The 22354-nt window shown below is 70.1% G+C and carries 20 protein-coding genes; 13 read left to right on the plus strand and 7 right to left on the minus strand.

The features are described 5' to 3' along the window. Positions 1-25: 25 nt before the first annotated feature. On the minus strand, positions 26-1351 hold the full coding sequence (locus C4T78_RS23480) for a DUF349 domain-containing protein (RefSeq protein ID WP_093357948.1): 1326 nt from the start codon (positions 1349-1351) through the stop codon (positions 26-28). 461 nt (positions 1352-1812) lie between these two features. On the opposite strand from C4T78_RS23480, the gene C4T78_RS23485 reads away from it, so the two are divergent. The 5 genes from C4T78_RS23485 to C4T78_RS23505 all read left to right on the plus strand — a co-directional run bounded on the left by C4T78_RS23485 (position 1813) and on the right by C4T78_RS23505 (position 6863). Next, the gene (locus C4T78_RS23485; RefSeq protein ID WP_235863851.1) at positions 1813-2376 is read left to right on the plus strand and encodes a class III extradiol ring-cleavage dioxygenase family protein; all 564 of its coding nucleotides are present in this window, start codon (positions 1813-1815) and stop codon (positions 2374-2376) included. Between the two features lie 142 nt (positions 2377-2518). Continuing rightward, positions 2519-3430 carry a tRNA (adenosine(37)-N6)-dimethylallyltransferase MiaA gene (miaA, locus tag C4T78_RS23490; RefSeq protein WP_093357950.1) on the plus strand — a complete coding sequence of 304 codons (912 nt, stop codon included), beginning with the start codon at positions 2519-2521 and terminating at the stop codon, positions 3428-3430. 10 nt (positions 3431-3440) lie between these two features. Then, complete coding sequence (gene dapF, locus C4T78_RS23495; RefSeq protein ID WP_093357951.1) at positions 3441-4283, plus strand: diaminopimelate epimerase; 843 nt, start codon at positions 3441-3443, stop codon at positions 4281-4283. Between the two features lie 91 nt (positions 4284-4374). Continuing rightward, a complete protein-coding gene (hflX, locus tag C4T78_RS23500) occupies positions 4375-5841 on the plus strand; it encodes a GTPase HflX (RefSeq protein WP_093357952.1) in 1467 nt (488 codons plus the stop codon). After that, entirely contained in the window at positions 5838-6863 is a 1026-nt protein-coding gene (locus C4T78_RS23505; RefSeq protein ID WP_235863852.1) for a hypothetical protein, read from the plus strand. The genes hflX and C4T78_RS23505 overlap by 4 nt, the downstream gene beginning before the upstream one ends. Before the next feature lie 72 nt (positions 6864-6935). On the opposite strand, the gene lexA is transcribed toward C4T78_RS23505, so the two are convergent. Continuing rightward, on the minus strand, positions 6936-7652 hold the full coding sequence (gene lexA / locus C4T78_RS23510; RefSeq protein ID WP_093357953.1) for a transcriptional repressor LexA: 717 nt from the start codon (positions 7650-7652) through the stop codon (positions 6936-6938). A 213-nt stretch (positions 7653-7865) separates the two neighbouring features. On the opposite strand from lexA, the gene C4T78_RS37105 reads away from it, so the two are divergent. The 4 genes from C4T78_RS37105 to C4T78_RS36505 all read left to right on the plus strand — a co-directional run bounded on the left by C4T78_RS37105 (position 7866) and on the right by C4T78_RS36505 (position 13636). Continuing rightward, on the plus strand, positions 7866-8306 hold the full coding sequence (locus tag C4T78_RS37105) for a LysM peptidoglycan-binding domain-containing protein (RefSeq protein ID WP_235863853.1): 441 nt from the start codon (positions 7866-7868) through the stop codon (positions 8304-8306). A gap of 268 nt (positions 8307-8574) precedes the next feature. Continuing rightward, positions 8575-9057, plus strand: a complete 483-nt coding sequence (gene nrdR / locus C4T78_RS23520; protein WP_093157570.1) for a transcriptional regulator NrdR — start codon at positions 8575-8577, stop codon at positions 9055-9057. A 163-nt stretch (positions 9058-9220) separates the two neighbouring features. Next, positions 9221-12043 (plus strand): vitamin B12-dependent ribonucleotide reductase, encoded by a 2823-nt coding sequence (locus tag C4T78_RS23525; RefSeq protein WP_093355222.1) that lies wholly within the window; start codon positions 9221-9223, stop codon positions 12041-12043. Positions 12044-13054: 1011 nt separating this feature from the next. Further along, positions 13055-13636: a hypothetical protein gene (locus C4T78_RS36505; protein ID WP_177247676.1), complete on the plus strand. Its 582-nt coding sequence runs from the start codon at positions 13055-13057 to the stop codon at positions 13634-13636. A gap of 96 nt (positions 13637-13732) precedes the next feature. Here the strand turns inward: C4T78_RS36505 and C4T78_RS23535 are convergent, their stop codons facing one another. The 3 genes from C4T78_RS23535 to C4T78_RS23545 form a co-directional block, all read right to left on the minus strand. Next, entirely contained in the window at positions 13733-14731 is a 999-nt protein-coding gene (locus C4T78_RS23535) for a hypothetical protein (RefSeq protein ID WP_093355218.1), read from the minus strand. A gap of 13 nt (positions 14732-14744) precedes the next feature. Beyond that, positions 14745-16025, minus strand: a complete 1281-nt coding sequence (locus C4T78_RS23540; RefSeq protein WP_093355216.1) for an aspartate aminotransferase type Ic — start codon at positions 16023-16025, stop codon at positions 14745-14747. A gap of 196 nt (positions 16026-16221) precedes the next feature. Further along, positions 16222-16821, minus strand: a complete 600-nt coding sequence (locus C4T78_RS23545; protein ID WP_177247675.1) for a TetR/AcrR family transcriptional regulator — start codon at positions 16819-16821, stop codon at positions 16222-16224. 93 nt (positions 16822-16914) lie between these two features. Here C4T78_RS23545 and C4T78_RS23550 point away from each other — a divergent pair, with 93 nt between their 5' ends. Continuing rightward, a complete protein-coding gene (locus tag C4T78_RS23550) occupies positions 16915-17409 on the plus strand; it encodes a hypothetical protein (RefSeq protein WP_143185930.1) in 495 nt (164 codons plus the stop codon). Between the two features lie 18 nt (positions 17410-17427). Here C4T78_RS23550 and C4T78_RS23555 read toward each other — a convergent pair whose 3' ends face one another. Together C4T78_RS23555 and C4T78_RS23560 are read right to left on the minus strand one after the other, a co-directional pair. After that, positions 17428-17844, minus strand: a complete 417-nt coding sequence (locus C4T78_RS23555; protein ID WP_143185927.1) for a hypothetical protein — start codon at positions 17842-17844, stop codon at positions 17428-17430. A 129-nt stretch (positions 17845-17973) separates the two neighbouring features. After that, the gene (locus C4T78_RS23560) at positions 17974-18900 is read right to left on the minus strand and encodes an NAD-dependent epimerase/dehydratase family protein (RefSeq protein ID WP_093355207.1); all 927 of its coding nucleotides are present in this window, start codon (positions 18898-18900) and stop codon (positions 17974-17976) included. A gap of 182 nt (positions 18901-19082) precedes the next feature. Here C4T78_RS23560 and C4T78_RS23565 point away from each other — a divergent pair, with 182 nt between their 5' ends. The 3 genes from C4T78_RS23565 (at position 19083) to C4T78_RS23575 (ending at position 22290) form a co-directional block, all read left to right on the plus strand. Beyond that, a complete protein-coding gene (locus C4T78_RS23565) occupies positions 19083-19679 on the plus strand; it encodes a TetR/AcrR family transcriptional regulator (RefSeq protein ID WP_093355203.1) in 597 nt (198 codons plus the stop codon). Positions 19680-19748: 69 nt separating this feature from the next. After that, positions 19749-20939, plus strand: coding sequence for an MFS transporter (locus C4T78_RS23570; protein WP_093355199.1), 1191 nt, complete (start codon positions 19749-19751; stop codon positions 20937-20939). Between the two features lie 265 nt (positions 20940-21204). Further along, positions 21205-22290: a methyltransferase gene (locus tag C4T78_RS23575; protein ID WP_093355318.1), complete on the plus strand. Its 1086-nt coding sequence runs from the start codon at positions 21205-21207 to the stop codon at positions 22288-22290. The last annotated feature ends 64 nt before the right edge of the window (positions 22291-22354 follow it).

The following is a 22354-nucleotide window of genomic DNA, read 5'->3' on the forward strand; positions in this document are numbered from 1 at the left end:
GCCGGAGGGGCCCTTCTCGCATCCGCTACCTGCTGGCGATCGCCTGCTCGGCGGCCGACAGCCACTCCCGCCACTGGTCGGCCTGCTCCTGCGCCTTCTTGGCGCGGCGCTCATCGCCCGCGGCGCGCGCCTTCTCGGCCTGCGCCTCGAACTGCTCGACCCGCTCGCGGAACTGGTCGACCCTGGCCTGCGCCTCCGGGTCGGTGCGCCGCCACTGCGCGTCCGCGGCGTTGCGGACCTTGTCGGCCACCGCCCGCAGCCGGCCCTCCAGATCGCGCATCCGCTCGCGCGGCACCTTGCCGATCTCGTCCCACCGCTCCTGGATCCGGTGCAGGTGCGCCTGGGCGGCCTTCAGGTCGGTCGACGGGTCGATCTGCTCGGCCTCGACGAGCAGCTCATCCTTCAGCTTCGCGTTCGCGGCGAACTCGGCGTCGCGTTCGGAGAACGCCTCCGAGCGGCGGCTGAAGAACCGGTCCTGAGCGGCGCGGAACCGCTGCCACAGCGCGTCATCGCTGTCCTTGGGCGCCCGCCCGGCCGCCTTCCACTCCGCCATCAGCTGCTTGTAGCGGTTCGCCGTCTCGCCCCAGTCGGTGGACTCGGTCAGCGACTCCGCTTCCTCGACGAGCTCCTGCTTGTGGGCCTTGGCGGCCGCGCGCTGCCGGTCGAGCTCGGCGAAGTGCGAGCCCCGGCGGCGGCTGAACGCGTCGCGCGCCTTGGAGAAGCGCCGCCACAGCTGCTCGTCGGTCTTGCGGTCGACGCCGCGGACCTTCTTCCACTCCTCCAGGATCTCCCGCAGCCGATCGCCCGCGCTCTTCCAGTGGGTGGCCTCGGCCGCGATCTGCTCGGCCTCGGCGACCAGCGCTTCCTTGCGCGCGATCGCGTCCGCGCGGGCCTGCTCCTTCTCGTGCTTCGCGCCCTCGACGGCCTGCTCGGCCCGCACCAGCAGGTGCTCGATGCGGGCGTTGAGCGCCGCGAGATCACCGATGACCGCGGCCTCGGCCAGCGATTCGTGCAGGTGCTTGGCGTTGGTCAGGGTGTGCTTCGGGTCGCCCGCGTGGGTGCGCAGCCGGGTCTCCAGCAGCTCCACCTCGGTGAGCAGGTCGTCGAACTTGCGGGCGTAGAGGGCCAGGCCCTCGGCGGCGTCACCGGCTTGCCAGGAGCCGATCGCCCGCTCGCCCTCGGCGGTGCGGACGTAAACCGTGCCGTCGGCGTCCACCCGCCCCCACTTGGTGGGATCGGTGGACGCGGTCGGCACCGCGGGCGCGACCGCGGCTGACCCGGTGGTGCCGGTGGTCGAGTCCTCGGTCGCCTTGTCAGCGACCGGCTCGGGGGTCGTGTCCTGGTGCGTCATGGCCGGCTTCCTCCTTGCGTGCCCGCTCCGATGCCCGTGCCAGGCACGGGCGCCCCGAATGGACGGGGCCCAGCAAGCGGCGACCCGAACCCATCGGCGGTCCGGCCTCCGCTGGCGCATTCAAACAGGTCAGGGCGTGAATCGGTACTCCGCCGCGAAATCGACGCGCCGGAGCAGCGGTGAACCACCAGCGGCGATCCGGTGACCTGCACGGCTTCATTGTCATCAAGCACCTGTTCGGGCGCAGCGGGCAGGGGTGGGCAAGCCCGCGTCGCCGCCGGTCTCGGTGCCATTCGCCAGTGCCTCTACCGTGCACGGATGTGATCGCCTGTATCGCTGTGGTGCCGTACCCGCCGTTGCTGGTTCCCGCGCTGACCGTGCGTGCCGATGCGGAAACCGCGCGCTTGCGGGGCGCCTGTTCGCGCGCCGTGTCCAGTCTGACTGAACGTGCAGCCGAATGGGTGGCCGTTGGCGTAGAACGGACGGGTCCGGTCGTGCTGGGCCCGGCCACGGCGGGCACGTTCGAGGGCTTCGGCGTGGACGTCCGGGTGACGCTGGGCGAAACCGCCACGCCGGACCCGGAACTCCCGCTACCAGCCCTGATCACCGGTCTGCTGCGGGAACAGGCCGGCGCCCGGTCCGCCCCGGTGCACCTGCTCGCGCCGGACACGCCGGCCGCGGAGAGCAGGCGGCTGGGGGAGTCGCTGGCGGCGGAATCCGTCGGCCTGCTCGTGCTGGCGGACGGCACGAACTGCTCCGACGAGCGCTCGCCCCACCCGCCCGACGAGCGCGCGAGCGGGCTCGACGAGCAGATCCGCACGGCGCTCGCCGAGGTCGACACCGCACAGCTGCAGGCCCTGGATCCGCTGCTGTGCGCCGAACTCGGCGTCGAGGGCCGCGCCGCGCTCCAGGTCCTGCCCGGGGTGGTGGCGGCCACCGGCGGAACCTGGCGCGGCGAGCTCCTCTACTCGGCGACCCCGTACGGCGTCACCTACCACGTCGCGACCTGGACCAGGCAGCCCTGACGCCGATGCCGTCCAGCTCGGTGAAGGGCGTTGTCGGCGGGATCTGGGGTCGCGCTGGGCGGTTCCGGCCGGCGGCACGTCCGCGGCGTCCGCACCCACGGCCTGATCCGGCAGGTCGAAGGCCAGGAACTAGGGTCGAGGGGTGCAGTGCCTCCCCCATCTGGTGGCGATCGTCGGCCCCACCGCAACCGGCAAGTCGGACCTGGCCGTGGAACTCGCGCAGGAGCTCGGCGGCGAAGTGGTCAACGCCGATGCCATGCAGCTCTACCAGGGGATGGACATCGGCACCGCCAAACTCACCGAGACCGAGCGACAGGGCGTCCCGCACCACCAGCTCGACGTCCTGCACGTCACCGAGACCGCATCGGTGGCGGCCTACCAGCGGCACGCCCGCGCCGCCGTGGAGGACGTCCTGGCCAGGGACCGCACCCCGATCCTGGTCGGCGGCTCCGGCCTCTACGTGCAGGCGGTGATCGACGACCTCACCTTCCCCGGCACCGACGCGGCGGTCCGGCGCAAGTACGAAGCGGAACTGGAGCAGGTCGGCCCCGCGGCGCTGCACCAGCGGCTGGCGGAGCTGGACCCGGCCGCCGCAGCGGCCATCCTGACCAGCAACGGGCGGCGCATCGTGCGGGCGCTGGAGGTCATCGAGATCACCGGGAAACCGTTCTCGGCGAACCTGCCGAAGCCCGGTCCGCCGCGCTACGGCGCGGTGCTGCTGGGCCTGGACCGCCCGGTCGAAGACCTCGACGAGCGCGTCGACCGCCGGGTGACCCGCATGTTCGACACGGGGCTGGTCGAGGAAGTCCGCCGGCTGGCCGAGATCGGGTTGCGCGAGGGGCGCACCGCCAGCCGGGCCCTCGGCTACCAGCAGGTGCTGGCCGAGCTCGACGGCGACGAGGACATGGCGGTCGCGGCGGCGGAGACCGCCAAGCTCACCCGCCGCTTCGTCCGGCGGCAGCGCTCCTGGTTCCGCCGCGACTCCCGGATCCGCTGGTTCGACGCCGCCGACCCGGCCCTGGTCTCCGACGTCCGGGCCGCGCTCGCTCCGTAGACTCGACGACGTGCGCACTTCTCAGGGACCCGAGTTCATCAAGGGTCACGGCACCCAGAACGACTTCGTCATCCTGCCCGACCCGGACGGCGCGCTGGAGCTGACCGACGAACGCGTGCGGGCGCTGTGCGATCGCCGCCGCGGTCTCGGCGCGGACGGCGTGCTGCGGGTGGTCCGCGCCGGTGCGCTGCCGGACGCCCCCGCCGACGTCCCGGCGGACGTGTGGTTCATGGACTACCGCAACGCCGACGGTTCGATCGCCGAGATGTGCGGCAACGGCGTGCGGGTGTTCGCCCGCTACCTCGCCGACGCCGGGCTGGTCACCGCGGGCGAGCTGCCGGTGGGCACCCGCGCGGGCGTGCGCCCGGTCCGGATCCGCGAGGACGGGCAGGTGACCGTCGACATGGGTGCGGCGAAGATCTTCGGGGAGTCCACCACCAGCGCCTCGGGCCGCACCTTCAGCGGAGTCGCCGTCGACGTCGGCAACCCGCACCTGGCCTGCGTGAGCGATGCCGATCTCGAAGGCCTCGACCTGGAGACCCGGCCGCCGCACGACCCCGACCTGTTCCCGAACGGCGTGAACGTCGAGTTCGTCCGCCCGCTCGACGGCGACCACGTGCAGATGCGCGTGTACGAGCGCGGCGTCGGGGAGACCCGCTCCTGCGGGACCGGCACGGTCGCCGCGGCGGTGGCGGCGCTGCGCGCGGCCGGTGCGGACACCGGGCGCCGAGTGGTGCACATCCCAGGCGGCATCGTCGAGGTGGACGTCACGCCGACGACCGCCACGCTCACCGGCCCCGCGGTCCTGGTCGCCCGCGGGCACCTCGACCTGGACTGGTGGCAGAACGCGTAGGGCCGGTGGTGCCCTTCGCACGGGCGCAAACGGGTCACCGCGGGTTCGAGGCGTGAAAATGGGTCGCGAGCCGTGGGACAATGGACTCGATATGAAAAATTCTTTGACCCGATCCGCCGAGCTCGACCACGACGTGGTCGAAGCCGACGAATACGAAGCCATTCCCTCCGTCGAGCCGTCCACGGGTGAGATGGAGCTCGCCGAGCGCGCGTCGCTGCGGCGGATCGCGGGGTTGTCCACCGAGCTCGCGGACATCACCGAGGTCGAATACCGCCAGCTCCGCCTGGAACGGGTGGTGCTGGTCGGCGTCTGGACCGACGGCGATGCCGCGCACGCCGATGCCTCGCTGACCGAGCTGGCCCGCCTGGCCGAGACCGCTGGTTCGGAGGTGCTGGAGGGTCTCATCCAGCGCCGCGACAAGCCGGATCCCGGGACCTACATCGGCTCCGGCAAGGTGCTCGAACTCCGCGACATCGTCGTCTCGACCGGTGCCGACACCGTGATCTGCGACGGTGAGCTCTCGCCCGGCCAGCTGCGCCAGCTGGAGGAGAAGCTCAAGGTCAAGGTGGTCGACCGGACCGCGTTGATCCTGGACATCTTCGCCCAGCACGCCCGCTCCAAGGAGGGCAAGGCGCAGGTGGAGCTGGCCCAGCTGCAGTACTTCCTGCCGCGCCTGCGCGGTTGGGGCGAGACGATGTCCCGGCAGGCCGGTGGCCGCGCCGGGGCCAACGGCGGCGTCGGTACCCGAGGTCCTGGTGAGACCAAGCTGGAGACCGACCGGCGGCGCATCCACAAGCGCATCAGCAAGCTGCGCAAGGACCTGGCCGCGATGCGCACGGTGCGCGGCACCAAGCGCGGGCGCCGGGAGGCCAACGAAGTGCCGGGCGTGGCCATCGCCGGTTACACCAACGCGGGCAAGTCCAGCCTGCTCAACGCGTTGACCGGTGCCGGTGTGCTGGTGGAGGACGCGCTGTTCGCCACCCTGGACCCCACCACCCGGCGGTCCACCACCCCGGACGGGCGCCCCTACACGCTGACCGACACGGTCGGTTTCGTGCGCCACCTGCCGCACCAGCTGGTGGAGGCCTTCCGCTCCACGCTGGAGGAGGTCAGCGGCGCGGATCTGCTGGTGCACGTCGTGGACGGCTCCGAGGCCGCGCCGCACGACCAGGTCGCGGCGGTGCGCGAGGTGCTCAACGAGATCGGCGACGAGCACGAGTCGGGGATGCCGCCGGAACTGCTGGTGGTGAACAAGATCGACTCGGTGGACGAGACGCGCATCGCCGAGCTGCGCCGGCTGATGCCGGACGCGGTGTTCGTCTCCGCGCACAGCGGTGTGGGCGTGGCCGAGCTTCGCGAGGTCATCGCCGACCGGCTGCCCCGCCCGGACGTCTTCGTCGACGCACTGGTGCCCTACACCCGCGGCGAGCTCGTCGCGCGCGTCCACACCGAGGGCGAGGTCGTCGACGAGGAGCACACCCCGGACGGCACCCGCCTGCAGGCCAAGGTCCGACCCGACCTGGCCAGCGCGCTGGAGCCGTTCACCGGGAAGGAGTGAGCGCTGTCGGTGCGGTTGCCGCCGCACTGCTGCTGGTGACGCCCGGCGCCGCCGCGGCGGCACCAGCAGCCGCGCCACAACCGGTCGAGCAGTGCCGGATCCAGGACGAGCGCCTGGACGAGCTCTCGGGCTTGGCCTCCGATGGCCGGGCCTGGTACGCCGTCAACGACGGTGGCCGCTCGCTGCGCGTCCACGTCCTGGATCCGGCCGACTGCTCGGTCCGCGACGTCCGCACCGGGTCGAACGATCCGTACGACGTGGAAGATCTCGCGCTGGGCCGCGACGGATCGCTCTGGCTGGCCGACATCGGTGACAACCGTCGCCGCCGCGACACGATCGCGTTGCACGTGATTTCGCCGGGCGGTGGTCTCACCCTGCACCGGCTGGCCTACCCGGACGGCGCGCACGATGCGGAAGCGCTGCTGCTCGACCGGGCGGGCGTGCCCTTCATCGTCACCAAGGAACCACTGGGGAGGGCTGGCGTCTACCGGCCCGCCGAACCGCTGGACGCCGAGCGGACCGTACCGCTGGAGCGGGTGGGCTCGGTGACGGTGCGCGCGACCAAGACACCGGGCGGCCCGCTCTCCGGGAGCTTCGGCTCGACGCTGGTGACCGGAGGTTCGGTGAGCCACGACGGCACGGCCATCGCGATCCGCACCTACACCGATGTCCATCTCTACAGCGCACCGGACGGCGACGTGGCAGCCGCGCTCCAGCGGGAGCCGCTGCACATCCCGCTGCCGAACGAGCCGCAGGGCGAAGCGATCGCCTGGGAGCCCGACGGCACCCTGCTGTCCGCGTCCGAAGGCCACGAACCCGTCCGCCGCATCCCGGGAGCGGCGGGACTGCTGGCCGAAAGCACCACTGCGCCGGCCGAGGACGCCGAACAACCCTCGAAGCCCGTCGACGGGGCTGAGCCCGCCGGTGGGACCGGCGCATCGACCGGCCAGACACTGCTGTTCGCCGCCGTGCTGGCCGGGCTGATCGTCTTCCTCGCGGGCCGACTGCGCCGCAACCGCTGACCGGGCTTCCCCGAACCCGGTACCAGGGCCGCTCGGCGCCGCGGGAAGATCCGCTGCCGCGGTCGGCCGGCCTCAGAGCCGGCGCAGGACCGCGACCACCTTGCCGAGGATCGCCGCGTCATCGCCCAGGATCGGCTCGTAGGCGGTGTTGTGCGGCAGCAGCCAGACGTGCTCGTCGGTGCGCTTGAAGGTCTTCACCGTCGCTTCGCCGTCGATCATCGCGGCCACCACGTCGCCGTTCTCGGCGTCCGGCTGCTGGCGCACCGCGACCCAGTCACCGTCGGTGATGGCCAGGTCGACCATCGAATCGCCGACGACCTTGAGCAGGAACAGCGTCCCGTCGCCGACGATCTCCTTCGGCAGCGGGAAGACGTCCTCGATCGATTCCTCGGCCAGGATCGGCCCGCCGGCCGCGATGCGGCCCACCACGGGCACGTAGGCCGGCTTGACCTGACCGGATTCCTCCAGCTCCGGCTCACCGCCGACCAGCACGCCCACGGTGCGCGGCCGGTGCGGGTCCCGGCGCAGGTAGCCCTTCCGCTCCAGCACGCGGAGCTGGTAGGCGACCGAGGAGGTCGAGGTGAGCCCGACGGCGTCCCCGATCTCCCGGACGCTCGGCGGATAGCCGTGCTCGCGCATCCACTTGCGGATGGCCTCCAGCACCCGGAGCTGCCGATCGCTGAGCTCCTCGGTCCCGCGGGCCTGTTCGGGCAGGGTGTGCACGTCGGCCTGGGAATCCTTGACGTCGTGTACCCGGCCCTTGATCGAGCCGGTCGCATTGCTCGCCACCGCTGCCTCCTGTCCGTCTGAACTGCGGTGCTGATCACGGGGGCCGTTCGGTCCGCCCGGTTTCCACAGTAGACGCGCAAAACGCGGAGATCAAACACCTGTTCGAGTTAATTTTCGCCCCGGGTATCGCGCTGTGGCGCACTCCTGGTACACAATCGCACGCAGGTTCGATCGAACATCTATTCGATCATGGTTCGCGGTGCGGGAGGCGGCATGACCACGTTCATCGATGCGGCGGGGCGGACGCGCCAGGTCGAGCGGCGGTCGGCCGCCCGGCGGCGGGTGGACGATCCGGCCGAGGTGGCCCGGCCTCGCGACGGCGAGCGACGGCTGGTCGGCGAGGGTGCGGCGCAGCCCGCGGCCGTCCGCGTCCGGACGGGCCGCAGCGGCGAATGGCTTTGGCTGACCTCGGTGGCGATCTTCACTTTCCTCATTGTCATGCTGGTGGGGTTGTTCGGCGTTCGCGACGCGCCGATGGCCGGCGGTACGGCGCTGGTTGAGGTACTGCCGGGTGACACTCTGTGGGGAATCGCCGACCGGGTGGCGCCGAACAGCGACCCGCGAGCGGTGGTGGCCCGGATCGCGGAGCTCAACGGTCCCGACGCCGCGTCCGCCCCGGCGGGGCACCTGCTGCTGGTCCCGGTGTCCGGCTGACCCGTCGTCCGGCGGGGCGGTCCGGATCTCCTCGGGCTCGGCGACCTGGGCGTTTCCGCAGGGGGTCGGACACGCCGTTCCGAAGCCCCTCCCGGGTTTGCGCCGCGATGGGGCGCGGTTTAGAGTCGACCACAACATCTAGTAGTTACGTCCGTGTATTTAGTCCACAGGTTGGGCTTGTAAGGTGTTCGCGCACCCACGGAGCGTGAGTGGTCGTCGACTGCCGCGGGGCGGGTGGCGGCGAACTGGGGAAGGGGGGTGAGTGCCGGTGCGGTGCCCATTCTGTCGCGGGGAGGACTCCAGGGTCGTCGACTCGCGCGAGGTCGAGGAAGGCCAGGCGATCCGGCGCAGGCGATCGTGCTCGACGTGCGGTCGGCGCTTCACGACCATCGAGGAGCTGGTGCTGTCGGTGGTCAAGCGCTCCGGCGTCACCGAGCCCTTCAGCCGGGAGAAGGTGGTGCGCGGCGTGCGCCGCGCGTGCCAGGGCCGTCCGGTCGAGGAGGACGCGCTGCAGCAGCTGGCGCACCAGGTGGAGGAGACCGTCCGGTCCCTCGGCGTGGCCGAACTGCCCAGCCACGAGGTCGGCCTGGCGATCCTCGGACCGCTGCGCGAGCTGGACGAGGTCGCCTACCTGCGCTTCGCCAGCGTGTACCGGGCGTACTCCTCGGTGGAGGACTTCGAGAAGGAGATCGCCGACCTGCGCGCGGCGCGCGAAGCCGCGCGGGCCGGTGCGGAGAGCGACCGTGAGTAAGGCCCGTCGGCGTGCGGTTCGCCGCAGCGCCGGAAACGCAAGACGCCAGCAGGCGCCCCGAACGGGGGAGCAGCTGGAAGGACAGCCACGACCGAACCGGACGGGGAGCCCGGACGGGGCCGACGAAGCACGACGAGCGAGTGACAAGGAAGAGGGTCAGGTCATGACAGAGACCGTCGGTAGCCCGGCCGGCGCAGCGGGGGAGCCGGAAGCAGGTGCTCGCGAGGGCATCCGGGTGCAGCGCGTCTACACCACCGAGGGGGTGCACCCGTACGACGAGGTCAAGTGGGAGCGCCGCGATGTGGTGATGACCAACTGGCGGGACGGGTCGGTCAACTTCGAGCAGCGCGGCGTCGAGTTCCCCGACTTCTGGTCGCTGAACGCGGTCAACATCGTCACCAGCAAGTACTTCCGCGGTGCGGTGGGCACCGACGAGCGGGAGAGCAGCCTCCGGCAGCTCATCGACCGGGTCGTCAAGACCTACGTCGCCGCCGGCGTCGAGCACGGCTACTTCGCCACCGACGCCGACGCGGAGATCTTCGAGCACGAGCTGACCTGGATGCTGATGCACCAGGTGTTCAGCTTCAACTCGCCGGTGTGGTTCAACGTCGGAACCAGCTCGCGCCAGCAGGTCTCGGCCTGCTTCATCCTGTCCGTCGACGACACGATGGAGTCGATCCTCGACTGGTACAAGGAAGAGGGCCTGATCTTCAAGGGCGGTTCCGGCGCCGGGCTGAACCTGTCCCGCATCCGCTCCTCGCGCGAGCTGCTGTCCTCGGGCGGCACCGCCTCCGGTCCGGTTTCGTTCATGCGCGGTGCGGACGCCTCGGCGGGCACCATCAAGTCCGGTGGTGCGACCCGCCGCGCGGCGAAGATGGTCGTGCTGGACGTCGACCACCCGGACATCGAGGAGTTCATCGAGACCAAGGCGCGCGAGGAGCACAAGATCCGCGCGCTGCGCGACGCCGGTTTCGACATGGACCTCGGCGGTGCCGACTCCAACTCGGTGCAGTACCAGAACGCGAACAACTCGGTGCGCGTCTCCGACGAGTTCATGCGCGCGGTGGAGAGCGACGGCAAGTTCGGGCTGCGCGCCCGCATGACCGGTGAGGTGCTGGAGTCGGTCCAGGCCCGCGACCTGTTCCGCAAGATGGCGCACGCCGCTTGGGAGTGCGCCGACCCGGGCATCCAGTACGACGACACGATCAACGACTGGCACACCTCGCCGGAGACCGGTCGGATCACCGCGTCCAACCCGTGCTCGGAGTACATGCACCTGGACAACTCCAGCTGCAACCTGGCCTCGCTGAACCTGATGAAGTTCCTGCGCGACGACCTGACCTTCGACGCGGAGCTGTTCGAGAAGGCCGTCGAGTTCGTCATCACCGCGATGGACATCTCGATCTCCTTCGCGGACTTCCCGACCGAGTCCATCGGCATCACCACCCGCAAGTTCCGCCAGCTGGGCATCGGCTACGCGAACCTGGGTGCGCTGCTGATGGCCACCGGTCACGCCTACGACTCGGACGGCGGCCGCGCCCTGGCGGCGGCGATCACCTCGCTGATGACCGGTACCGCCTACAAGCGGTCGGCCGAGCTGGCCGGTGTGGTCGGCCCGTACGAGGGTTACGCCCGCAACGCCGAGGCGCACCAGCGCGTGATGCGCAAGCACGCGGCGGCCAACGACCTGGTCCGCACCTACCACCGCAACGACGCCACCGTGCACAAGCTGGCGACGAAGGTGTGGCAGGACGGTCTGGAGATCGGTGCCCGCAACGGCTGGCGCAACGCGCAGGCGTCGGTGCTGGCCCCGACCGGGACCATCGGCCTGATGATGGACTGCGACACGACCGGCATCGAGCCGGACCTGGCGCTGGTCAAGTTCAAGAAGCTGGTCGGCGGCGGCTCCATGCAGATCGTCAACCAGACGGTGCCGCGGGCGCTGCAGGCGCTGGGCTACCAGGACGAGCAGATCGAGGCGGTCGTCGAGTACATCGCCGAGCACGGCCACGTGGTCGACGCGCCGGGGCTGCGCCCGGAGCACTACGAGGTCTTCGACTGCGCGATGGGCGAGCGTTCGATCGCCCCGATGGGCCACGTGCGGATGATGGCCGCGGTGCAGCCGTTCATCTCGGGCGCCATCTCCAAGACGGTGAACATGCCGGAGGCGGCGACCGTCGAAGAGGTCGAGCAGCTCTACTTCGAGGGCTGGAAGCTGGGCCTGAAGGCGCTGGCGATCTACCGCGACAACTGCAAGGTGGGTCAGCCGCTGTCCGCGGGCAAGGGCGGCAAGGCCGAGAAGGAGAAGGAGGTCGAGAAGCAGATCGAGTACCGCCCGGTCCGCAAGCGGCTTCCGAAGAAGCGGCCGAGCCAGACGGTCTCGTTCACCGTGGGCGGTGCCGAGGGCTACCTGCACGCCGGTTCGTACCCGGACGACGGCCTGGGCGAGATCTTCGTCAAGCTCGGCAAGCAGGGTTCGACCCTGGCGGGCGTCATGGACGCCTTCTCGATGTCGATCTCGGTGGGTCTGCAGTACGGCATCCCGCTGGAGTTCTACGTCTCCAAGTTCCAGAACCTGCGGTTCGAGCCGGCCGGGATGACCGATGACCCGGACGTCCGGATGGCCAGCAGCGTGCTGGACTACCTGTTCCGCCGCCTGGCGCTGGACTACCTGCCCTACGAGAAGCGCGCCCAGCTGGGCATCTTCACCGTCGATGAGCGGGAGGCGCAGGTCAACGGCACCGATGTGGCCCCGGCCGAGCAGCCGAGCGAGGTCCACCTGGACACGCTGCGCTCCACTGTGGACTACTCGCGGCAGGAGCAGCCCGAGGAGGCGCCGCGTGCGGGCAGCTCGACCGAGCTGCTGGAGCTCCGCCTGGGCAAGGCGGCGGACGCCCCGCTGTGCATGACCTGCGGCACGAAGATGCGCCCGTCGGGCTCGTGCTACCTCTGCGAGGGCTGCGGCTCCACCTCCGGCTGCAGCTGAGCCGGAACCAGCTGAGCACAACGGAAGAGTGAGCACCTGAAGCGAAGGTGCAGCGGAAGGGGAGTCGGCCACTCGGTCGGCTCCCCTTCCCGCGTCTCCAGCGCCGCAGAAACTCAGTGGCGTCGCGACTGCCGTGGCGCGGATGCTGGTGAGGTGGCAGGTGAGCTCAATCAGCTCGCCCTGCGATCGTCGTTCCCGAGCTCGGGGCGGAGGGCGCGGTCGAGGTGCGTCCGATCGTCGACGGAGTGGACGTCGTCGCACTCGGTTTGCCGATGGAACCGGCTGAGTCCCCGCGAACGCTGCTGGGCCGGACGGTCCGCTTGTGGCGAGTGCTGAGCCACGTGAGGTGCGGCTGGCATTAGCCAAGTGCACCGAGGAGTGCTGTGGTGCGATCTACGTGACGATTCGACGCGATGGCGTCGTCTGGTCCGGTTGGCGCGATCCTGCCGCCCCGGAAACAAGCCTGTCCGAGTTCCGGTTCGGTGCGCAGCAGTACGCGGCGGAGGTTGAACGGGCCAGCGCGGATCGGAGCTGGGAGTGGCCTGCCTGCACCGTGGCGCGGTTGCTGCAGCAGGAACTCGAGCGTCACGACGAACGGTTCGAGCGGTGGGACTGCGGGTTCGTGGGTGTGCATTCCTACCCCTTGACCCGGGCCTGGTTGACCCTCTGCTTCTCCCACCCGCGTCAGGCGGGCAAGGTCGGTCCGTGGTTGCAGTTCAGGATCGTGCGGCGGGTCTCCCCAGCAGATCGGGAAACCGAGGCGGCGGAGATCCTCGCGCGCCTGCTGGCGAGGGATCCCCGCGAAGTCGCCGAGGTGTGCGGTGGCACGCCGGAGTGGGCCGAACAGCTCGGGTGCCGCTGGCGCGATGTCCCGCGGCAGCGAATTTCTTCTCGTTGTGCTGATATTGCCAGTGCTCCGGGATCTCCGCGTTTTCGTTCCACATCGGACTGGAACTCCCTTCGTGGAAGCGGTGCGCGGAATTCGCTTGTCCTGCATGGGAAACTTGTTTCATGGTCATCGATTACGCGCTCGCGGGGTATCGCGTTGCATCACGGGATGTCCGGCAGGACTGGCAGGACGTCAGCCTGCCGGACACCGAGCTGGTGTCGATGAGCAGCTGCGTGGCGGACTTGCTCGACGTCGGCCCGGACACCTGGGACGACTGGTTCGAGGACGTGGAATCGGCCAGGCGCGGACGTGCCCGGGAAGTGCGGGCCGACCTGCACGTGCTCGGCGTGGGTTTCGCGGTGCCGGATCTCCCGGAATTGCTCACCGACATCACGGCCAGCGGCTGGGAGCGCGCGGCGGGCAGCCTGCCGGAGCGGCTGGTCCGGCAGGAGCCGGTTCCCGGGGGCCGGGTGCTCGGGTTCGAACTCGTCGGGTACGACAGCGGGATCTGGCACACCTGGACCTGCCTCGGCGGCCTCGTCCGCGATGTCGGCCGCGCTACCGGCGTCCGGCCTGGGCGCTGGGGCCTGATCCAGGACGAGGAGCAGGCCCGGTCGGCAGCCGACTGGCTCACGGAGTCCGGCCTGGGTGATCCGAAGGTCTTCTTCTGGGCCGCGGCCAAGGTGGTCGAACTGCCCGCGTAGCCCGGGTTCGCCCACGGAGCGCGGTTCTTCGGGCGAGGGTGGTTCGAACCCGCACGAGGTCGAGCTGCAGGCGCTGGCTGGCGGATCACCCGACCGCTACTGCATGTTCGCCAGGACCGAGTGCTCGGGCGACTTCGGGCAGCGGTAGATCTGCATGTTGTAGCCGCGGCCGATCAGCACCATCGGCGGATTGGACGGCTCGCGGAGTCCCACCGGCCCAGGGTGCGGTGTCCGGTCTTCGAGGGGAATCCAGCTTTCGTTGCCGCCGTCCCACTCATCGGAACTGATGGTCAGCAGCGGCTGGAGTTCCGCGCCGCAGTCGGTGCAGTGCATGGGCCAGGGATCGCAGAAGCTCCACGGTGCCCAGCCGCCGACCTTCCAACCGGGAGCGACGGACAACTCGTACTGGTAGTGGCAGTTCGCCGTGCTGCTCCACTCGTGGAGCCGGTTCGCCAGTTCGGCCGGGAGTTCCAGCGGACTCGGGTATTCGGTGACGATCTCCGGGTGCACGGCGCAGGGCTCCGGGACGTAGCTGCCGTCACGATCCACATCGACGGGCTCGGGAGGCACGTCGAGCGGATCGACCACGTCCGCGGCGGTCCGCCACACGAGGTGGACGGCGGGCATCGACGTTTCGACGTGATCGAGCGGGCACCACAGGACCTGGAGCACGTCGGCCCCCGCGGGGCCGGTCAATCCCGGGACGTCGCGCAGGTAGAGCTGGGCGACGGGAAGCAGTGCGTTCGGCCCGGCGTGCTCAGCGTGGCCTTCCTCCAGCGCCGCCAGGTGCGCAGCTTCCTCGGCGGACAGCAGGTTCTGCCCGGGCGGCCGCGGGCGGAGCCAGGCCTGTTCCAGCAGTGCGCGGCGACTGCGGAGGTCCTCCAGCGATACGGGCTTCTCCCAGCCGTCGTGCGCTGCGGTGCAGACCGGCCAGTCCTCGTTGGCGGGCCAGAGCAGCGGACCGCCTACCGAGCTCTCGAAACGCGTCGGCCGACCGCGGCGGGGGTGCAGGCGCACCGCCCGCCGGGCCAGCGGACGCAGCTCGGGGAACGCCGAGGTGACGTCGAGCGGCCGTGGCGGCGTGGTCCTCGTCACGGCCTGCTGCCGGTCAGCTCTGGCGGTCGGCGAGGAGCTTCTCCGTGCCGACGAGGCGGACGCAGGTGGTCAGGCCGGTGATGGCCTCTTCGAGCTCAGCCTGGTCCGGGTAGGTCGGCGCGATGCGGATCACGCTGTCGGTCGGGTCGTCGCCGTAGGGGTGGGTCGCACCGGCCGGGGTGAGGGCGATGCCCGCCTCCTTGGCCTTCGCGACCACCGCGCGGGCGCAGCCCTCGGGGACCTGCAGGCTGATGAAGTAGCCGCCCGCCGGCTTGGTCCACGAGGCGAGCCCGGTGCCGTCCAGTTCGGCGGTGAGGATCTTGTCGACCGCGTCGAACTTCGGGCGGATCAGCGCGGCGTGCTTGCGCATGTGCTCGCGCAGGCCCTCGGCGTCGCGGAGGAAGCGCACGTGCCGGAGCTGGTTGATCTTGTCCGGGCCGATGCTGCGCTTGGCAGTGGCGGCCAGCCACCACTCGATGTTGGCGGGGGAGGAGCCGAAGAAGGCGACGCCACCGCCCGCGAAGGTGATCTTCGAGGTGGAGCCGAAGACGAACGCGCGGTCGGCGTTGCCGTGCTCGGCGCACAGTGCGAGCAGGTCGGCGATCTCAGCGGCCTCGTCGGTGAGGTGGTGCACCGCGTAGGCGTTGTCCCAGAAGATCCGGAAGTCCGGGGCGGCGGTCGGCATGGCGGCCAAGCGGCGCACGGTCTCGTCGGAGTAGACGGTGCCGTCCGGGTTGCTGTACTTGGGCACGCACCAGATGCCCTTCACCTTCGGGTCCTCGGCGACGAGGCGCTCGACGACGTCCATGTCCGGGCCGTCCGGGGTCATCGGGACCTGGATCATCTTGATGCCGAACCGCTCGCAGAGCGCGAAGTGCCGGTCGTAGCCGGGCACCGGGCACAGGAAGGCGATCTCGGGCTCGTCCACCCAGCGGCGCTGGGCACCGGGGAGGGCGCCGAGCTGCGCGAAGACGAGCGCGTCGTGCATGAGTTCGAGGCTGGAGTTCCCCGCCGCCAGCAGCTGCTCCACCGGCACCTGCAGCTCGTCGCTGAAGATCGCGCGCAGCTCGGGCAGGCCCTGCAACCCGCCGTAGTTGCGCAGGTCGGTGCCCGCGGCGGAGGTCAGCGGGCCCTGCAGGTCCACCAGGTCGTCGGCGAGGTCGAGCTGGCGCGGCGACGGCTTGCCCCGGGTGAGGTCCAGCTTCAGGCCGCGCGCGACCAGGGCCGCGTGGTCCTGCTGGGCGCGATCGCGCTGGGTGGTCAGCTCTTCGACGGTCGATGCTGGAGCGTTCACCGGAGTCCCTTCGCCGTGAATCGTGGACGGGCCACCTGCACAGCCTAATGACCTGCTCGCAGCGCTTCGGACGGCACCGGGTCGCCTCTGCGCGAGCGCGCCGGGGCGCCCGCGGAATGCCAATGGTGCCAACTGATTCACCGGAACTCGGTGCGGTCGTGTTCCTGACCACATGCGCCGGTGGTGCCGCGAACGGTCAGGTCCGCTCCGACTCGGGGGCAGATCCCAAAGCGCCCCGCAGCGCGCCGAGGCAGATCTCGCGTAGTTCGTCGCGCGAGAAGGTCTCGTTGGCCAGCCATTCCACGCAGATCGCGCGCACGAACACCAGCCAGGCGTGCAGTGCCGCCGACGCGGCCTCCCGGCGCAGCCCGTTCAGCTCGGACGAGTCGAGGATGCGCTGCCGGAGCTGAGCCATCTCGTCGGAGATGATCGCTTGGATCATCGGGTCGCCGGACAGGGTGCGGTTGGCCGTCAGCACGGTCTGCCGATTGGCGATGAAGTAGTCGAGGTGCGCATCGAGGCCCGCCGACACCTGTTCGAACACCGGTCCGGTCGGGTCGACCGCGGCCGTCGCCAGCAGCTCGTCGGCTGCCCGCCGGTAGATGGCGGCGAACAGGTCGCGCTTGCTCGCGAAGTAGCGGTACAGGTTGGCCCGCGACACCCCGGCCAGCTCCGCGACCTGTTCCATCCGCACCTCGTCGTAGGGGTGCGAGGCGAACAGCTGCGCGCCGATGTCGAGCAGCTCACCGCGCCGTTCGTCCGGCATCAACCGCCGTCGTGTTCCCACGCTGGTCATCTTAGTTGACGTGTGTCCAGTAGCGCTCCTACGCTAATTGACAGTTGTCCATTAGTCGTTGCGCGGGTCTCTGCGAGACAGGTGGGTGTTGTGGTGACGAACGTCGGGGTGAGCCCGGGCCCGCGAAAAATAGCGCCGCCCGATGATGTCCGGGAGCGCAGTGCGCTGCGCAGGGTCGATTACCAGGACGCGTTCACGGTCCGCCTCGGTGACGGCGTGAGCAGTGCTGAGCAGTGGGCCCGCGAGCTGCTGGAGTCCGCGCCGGTGCCCGTCCGCGCTTTCCTCCGAGCCGGTTGGTCGATGTTCGGCGCACAACTCGGCCTGGCATCGTCCTCGGCTCACGTGCTCGGGTGGAAGATCGGCGCGCGGGAAGCCGACTGGATCCGCCTCGAAGTGCTCTGGAAGGTCGGTCTGCGGGCGAACCTGGTAGTGCGGGTTCGGCCGGATTCCCTGGTGGTCGCCACTTTCGTCGAGCACTTCCGGCACGCGAGCCGGCTCGTCCGCCTGTTCCTCATCCCGGTCCACCTGGTGGCGTTGCGGTACCTGGTGTCCCGCGCCGCACGATGTCCGCCGGCCATGAACCGCTGATCGGACCGGCGGTGGCTTTCAACGCCGGAGCAGATGCCCGTACCTCTGCTTCCCGGCCTCCTCGGAGCTCGATGACCAGGGAATCGGGCAAGGGCTCGAGTGCTCGGGGTCCGGGCAGATGACGCGCGTGAGCGCATCGCGGATCGGGGTGGTCTCCGGGTGGGCGGTCACCAGGCCGATGCTGATCTCGTGGATGTGCCGAGAGCCCGGATCAGCGGCCGGGTGCTGGAGTCGCCACTGCTCGGGCAGCTCGTCGTAGACCTCGGAGATCGCCATATCTCTTCCCGCTGGCGTCCGCTCCGGTCCGGTGAGCGAAAGTTCGTGCGCCACACCGCTCTCGCGCAGCACTGCGCCGCATTCCTCGGTGATCCTGGCGGCATCGTCCGGGGTCGCGTAGATCCCGATTCGGACCTCGGTGAGGTGTTCGCCGGGCATGGTGTGCTCCGCGGTGGCTGGGTGATCGGCGGTGTGCAGACCGTAGCGCGATGCCGATGCCCGGCGCACGTCATTTTCCGCCCGCTCGGCCCGGATCCGGGCGAGCGGCACCGAATCCGGGGAGGCGGTTCAGCGGTCCACTGTTGACGGCAGGCCGTCCCGGTAGGTCGGGTACTCCGGGGCCCAGCCCAGCTCGCGCTTGGCCTTGCTGTTGTCGAGCCCGATGCGGGTGCCGACCAGCAGGGAGTGCATGTAGGGCACGGCCCGGAACAGCCAGCCCGGGACCCGGCGCGGCGGCGGTGCCCCTGCGGTCTCGGCCAACGCGGCCAGGTAGTCGCCCATGTCGACGGGCTGGTCGTCGACGATGTTGTACGCCTGGCCCGCTCGGCCGCGCTCGAGTGCGGCGACCGTGGCGGAGGCGGCATCGGCGATGTGGATCGGATGCAGGGTCGCGGCCGGGCGGGGGATGGGCAGCTGCCGCTTCCTGGTCAGCTCCAGCATCTTCCGGGTGGCCGGCTCGGGCCCGTAGAACAGGCCGTAGCGCAGGGCGATCCCTTCGAGATCCGGCGACCCGAGCACCTGGTCCTCATTGGACCGCAGCGACCGCAGGTGGTGCCCGAAGGGGCCGCGTTCCGGCTCGGCGTACGGGTGCTCTTCGGTGAGGAGGCCCGGACCGTGGTCGCGCCAGCCGTAGCCGAGGAAGAACGACTGGGTGATGAACCTGCGCGCGCCGAGCCGCTTCGCGGCGTGCAGCAGGTTCCGGGTGCCGACGTCGCGCAACGCATCGGTGGGGTGCAGGTCGCGGTGGAAGGCAGGCGTCCGGGTGATGGCGGTGGCCTGGTGGATCACCGCGTCCGCGGTGTGCCCGTCGAGTGCGGTGAGGAGGGCATCGGCGGCCATCACGTCGGTCACCACGGGGGTGACCCCGGCGGTGCGGAGCCGCTGCGCTCCGGATGTCGTCCGGGTGAGGCCGACGATCTCGTGGCCTGCGGCGAGCAGACTCGGCACCAGTTCGGAGCTGAGCGTCCCGGTCGCTCCGGCGAGCACGATCCTCATCGCCGCACCTCCCGCTGGAAGCCGGTCGCCGGCGGGGTCGGGGTGTTCCACGGGAGTCGAGCGCGCGTTGTCATCAGGTGGTTCCCTTCGGTCTCGGGTCGCTGGGAGGACGAGCGGGGCTCCTGGGATGTGACAGCAGGGGATATTGGACAGCTCATTTCATAACCTGTTACGGTCATCGCATGGCGCGACCGAGGCTGTTCGACGAGGACCGTGCGCTGGAAGCCGCGATGCGGACTTTCTGGGCGAACGGTTATGAGGCGACGTCGACTCAAGATCTGTGCGAGGCGACCGGCCTCGGTCGCAGCAGCATCTACAACACCTTCAGCAGCAAGCACGACCTGTTCATCCGGGCGCTCGTCCGCTACGTCGAAACCACGACGGCGAACCAGCTGGAGATCCTGGACGACGCCGGACGTTCCGAGCTGGACCGGATTCGCGCGCTGTTCGGAGTGGTCGTCGACTCGGAGCTGGAGAACCAGCAGGACGGGCGCAGCGTCGGCTGCCTGACGGTGAACACGGTCGTGGAGCTCGCTGGGCGGGATGCGGAAGCGGCCCAGGTTCTCGATCGCGACGCGGAGCGTCGCCTGAACTCGCTGCGGATGGTGATCGAGGCCGGGCAGCGCAGCGGGAGCATCACGTCCACGCGCGATGCGGCTGCGCTCGCCGCATACGTCAACGCGGTGATCGGCGGTATGCGGATCGCCAGCCAGGCGGGTGCCGGTCAGGCCGTGCTGTCCGCCATCGCCGAAACGGCAATGGACGCCCTGACCTGCTGAGTTGATGCGGGTCAGCGGCCGGTTGAACTCTGCGACAATTTTGTACTGATCTATCTAAAAGGGAGAACAATGCCTCGCGCGGTCTACATCCTCGCCCTGGGCATCTTCGCCATGGTGACCAGCGAGTTCGTGGTGGCCGGGCTGATGCCGCAGATGGCCACCGGGCTCGGTGCCACCATTCCGCAGATCGGGTACCTGATCACCGCCTTCGCCGCTGCGATGGCCTTCGGCGGACCGCTGCTCAACATCGTCCTGCTGAAGATCCGGCCGAGAACGGCGCTGCTGTCCCTTTTCGTGATCTTCCTCCTCGGCAACCTGCTGGCGGCCACCGCGGTGGGCTACGGCGTGATGGTGGCGGCCCGCGTCATCACCGGTGTGGCGTCGCAGGCGTTCTTCGGGGTCGCGCTGTCGCTGGCCGCGCAGCTGACCCGTCCGGAGATCCGCGGCCGGGCTTTCGCAGTGGTGATGAACGGGCTGATGCTGGGCACCCTGCTCGGCATGCCGCTGTCCACGCTGGTCGGTGAGGAGTTCGGCTGGCGCGCGGCCTTCTGGGCGATCTCGGGGCTGGCCGTCGTCGCCGCACTGTGCACCCTCGCCGGCGTGCCCGACCTGGACAGCGCGAAGGAGGACGGCGACTTCCGGCAGGAGCTGGGCGTCTTCCGCAAGCCGAAGCTGTGGCTGGTCCTGCTCACCAGCATGTTCATCATCGGCGGCACGTTCACGGCGTTCAGCTACTTCAACCCGATCCTCACCCAGGTGAGCGGCTTCCAGACCGGGACCGTCCCGCTGCTGCTCGTCGCCTACGGCGCCGCGACGGTCATCGGGAACACCATCGTCGGCCGGTTCGCCGACCGCTACCCGGTCGGGGTCCTGCTCATCGGGCTGGTGCTCAACGCGGGCTTCATGACCGGATTCGCGCTGCTGGCGCACCTCAGCGTCGCCGCAGTGCTGTTCATGCTGGGCATCGGCCTGGTCGGGGTCACGATGAACCCGGCGATGATCACCCGCGTGCACCGAACCGCCAATGCGCGGCCGCTGGTGAACACGGTGCACTCCTCGTTCATCACCATCGGCGTGATGATCGGTTCCTGGGGAGGCGGAGTGGCCATCGGCCACTTCGGCTTGCGCGCCCCGCTGTGGCTGGGTGCGGCGCTGGCGGTGGTCGGAGTCCTGACGCTGGTCCCCGATCTGGTGCGCCGCCGCGCAGCCGACACTGCAGCCCAGCCGGTCGACAGCGCACAGCCGGCGCCAACGGTGTAACGGCGCGGAGTCTCGCGGCGTGCCGGGTACCTGTTCCCGGCACGCCGCGGGTGCACTAGCCTTCACGACGTGACGGCACCTGCTCATGCTGCTGTGGTCGGTTAGCTCCGGACCTCTCCCGACCTGTCGACCGGTCGGGATCTGACGTCCACCTTCCTCTTGATGCGGCTCGAAGCGCGATGCGCGGCCGAGCCGCATCCCACCGCATCAGCAGGAGCGGTTCGTGCACCTCCCTGAAATCGATGCTGCCCGCGCGCAGCAGATCATGCCCTCAACCGGCCGGTGGCTGTCGGCGAACGGCGCGGAACCACCGGCCAGTTTCGTCCACGCCGACGACCGGATGTCGGCGAAGCGCGCGTGCGAGTTGGTGAGCCGGGGAACCGGTTTGCTGTGGCGAGGCGATTTCCACCAGGCCCGCCAACTGCTCGCCGCGCTCTCCCGCAGGCTGCGGCGGTCGTCGCAGCGCCCTTCGTCGCCAGCCGAAGCGTTCATCCACCACCGGCAGGAGCAATCTCGCAGGGCACGAGCGTTGTCGCTCGTTCTGGTGAGAATCGAGCCCGGCCACGTGCTGGCGCTGCGTCGCGCACCGGACGTCGGTGCTGCTTGTCAGGACGTCTACGGGACGGTTGACGAACCGTACGTCGTTCCGCTGCGAGAGCTGCTCGGGGTGATCAGCGCGCGGGAATGGCGGCAGAAGGGCGTCCCGGTGCCGGCGCTCGGCGCGCGAATCCACCCGCACTACGGAGTGTTCGCCCCGACCCGGAACGAGTACGTCGACCTGGTCGCGGATGCACCGCTGCCGCCGGTCGGGACCGCGTTCGACATCGGAACCGGAACCGGCGTGCTGGCAGGGGTTCTCGCCCGACGCGGCGTGCCCCGGGTGGTGGGCACGGACAGCTCCGCACGGGCGATCCGCTGTGCGGAGGACAACGCACGACGACTCGGATTCAGCGAGCGATTCGAAGCCGTCCGGACCGATCTCTTCCCGCCGGGACGCGCTCAGCTGGTCGTGTGCAACCCACCGTGGATCCCCGCCGAGCCGCATTCGACGCTCGACCACGCGGTTTACGACCCGGGCAGCCGGATGCTGCTGGGTTTCCTCGGCGGACTGGCCGATCATCTGCGGCCAGCGGGCGAAGGCTGGCTGATCCTCTCCGATCTGGCTGAACGCCTCGGCCTGCGCACCCGGGCCGACCTGCTGAACGCGGTTCGCGGAGCGGGACTCCGCGTCCTCGCCAGATCGGACACCTCGGCCCGTCATCCGAAGGCGGCAGCTTCCGGCGATCCGTTCCACACCGCTCGCGCAGGCGAGATCATCTCCCTGTGGCGGCTCGCACGGCCGGAGAACTGACCGGGCATCCGCGGGTGTCGTCCGGCACGGCACCCGCGGATGTCACGCTCCACGCCCTTGCCCC

Source organism: Saccharopolyspora kobensis (assembly GCF_900108315.1).
GTDB classification, from domain to species: domain Bacteria; phylum Actinomycetota; class Actinomycetes; order Mycobacteriales; family Pseudonocardiaceae; genus Saccharopolyspora; species Saccharopolyspora kobensis.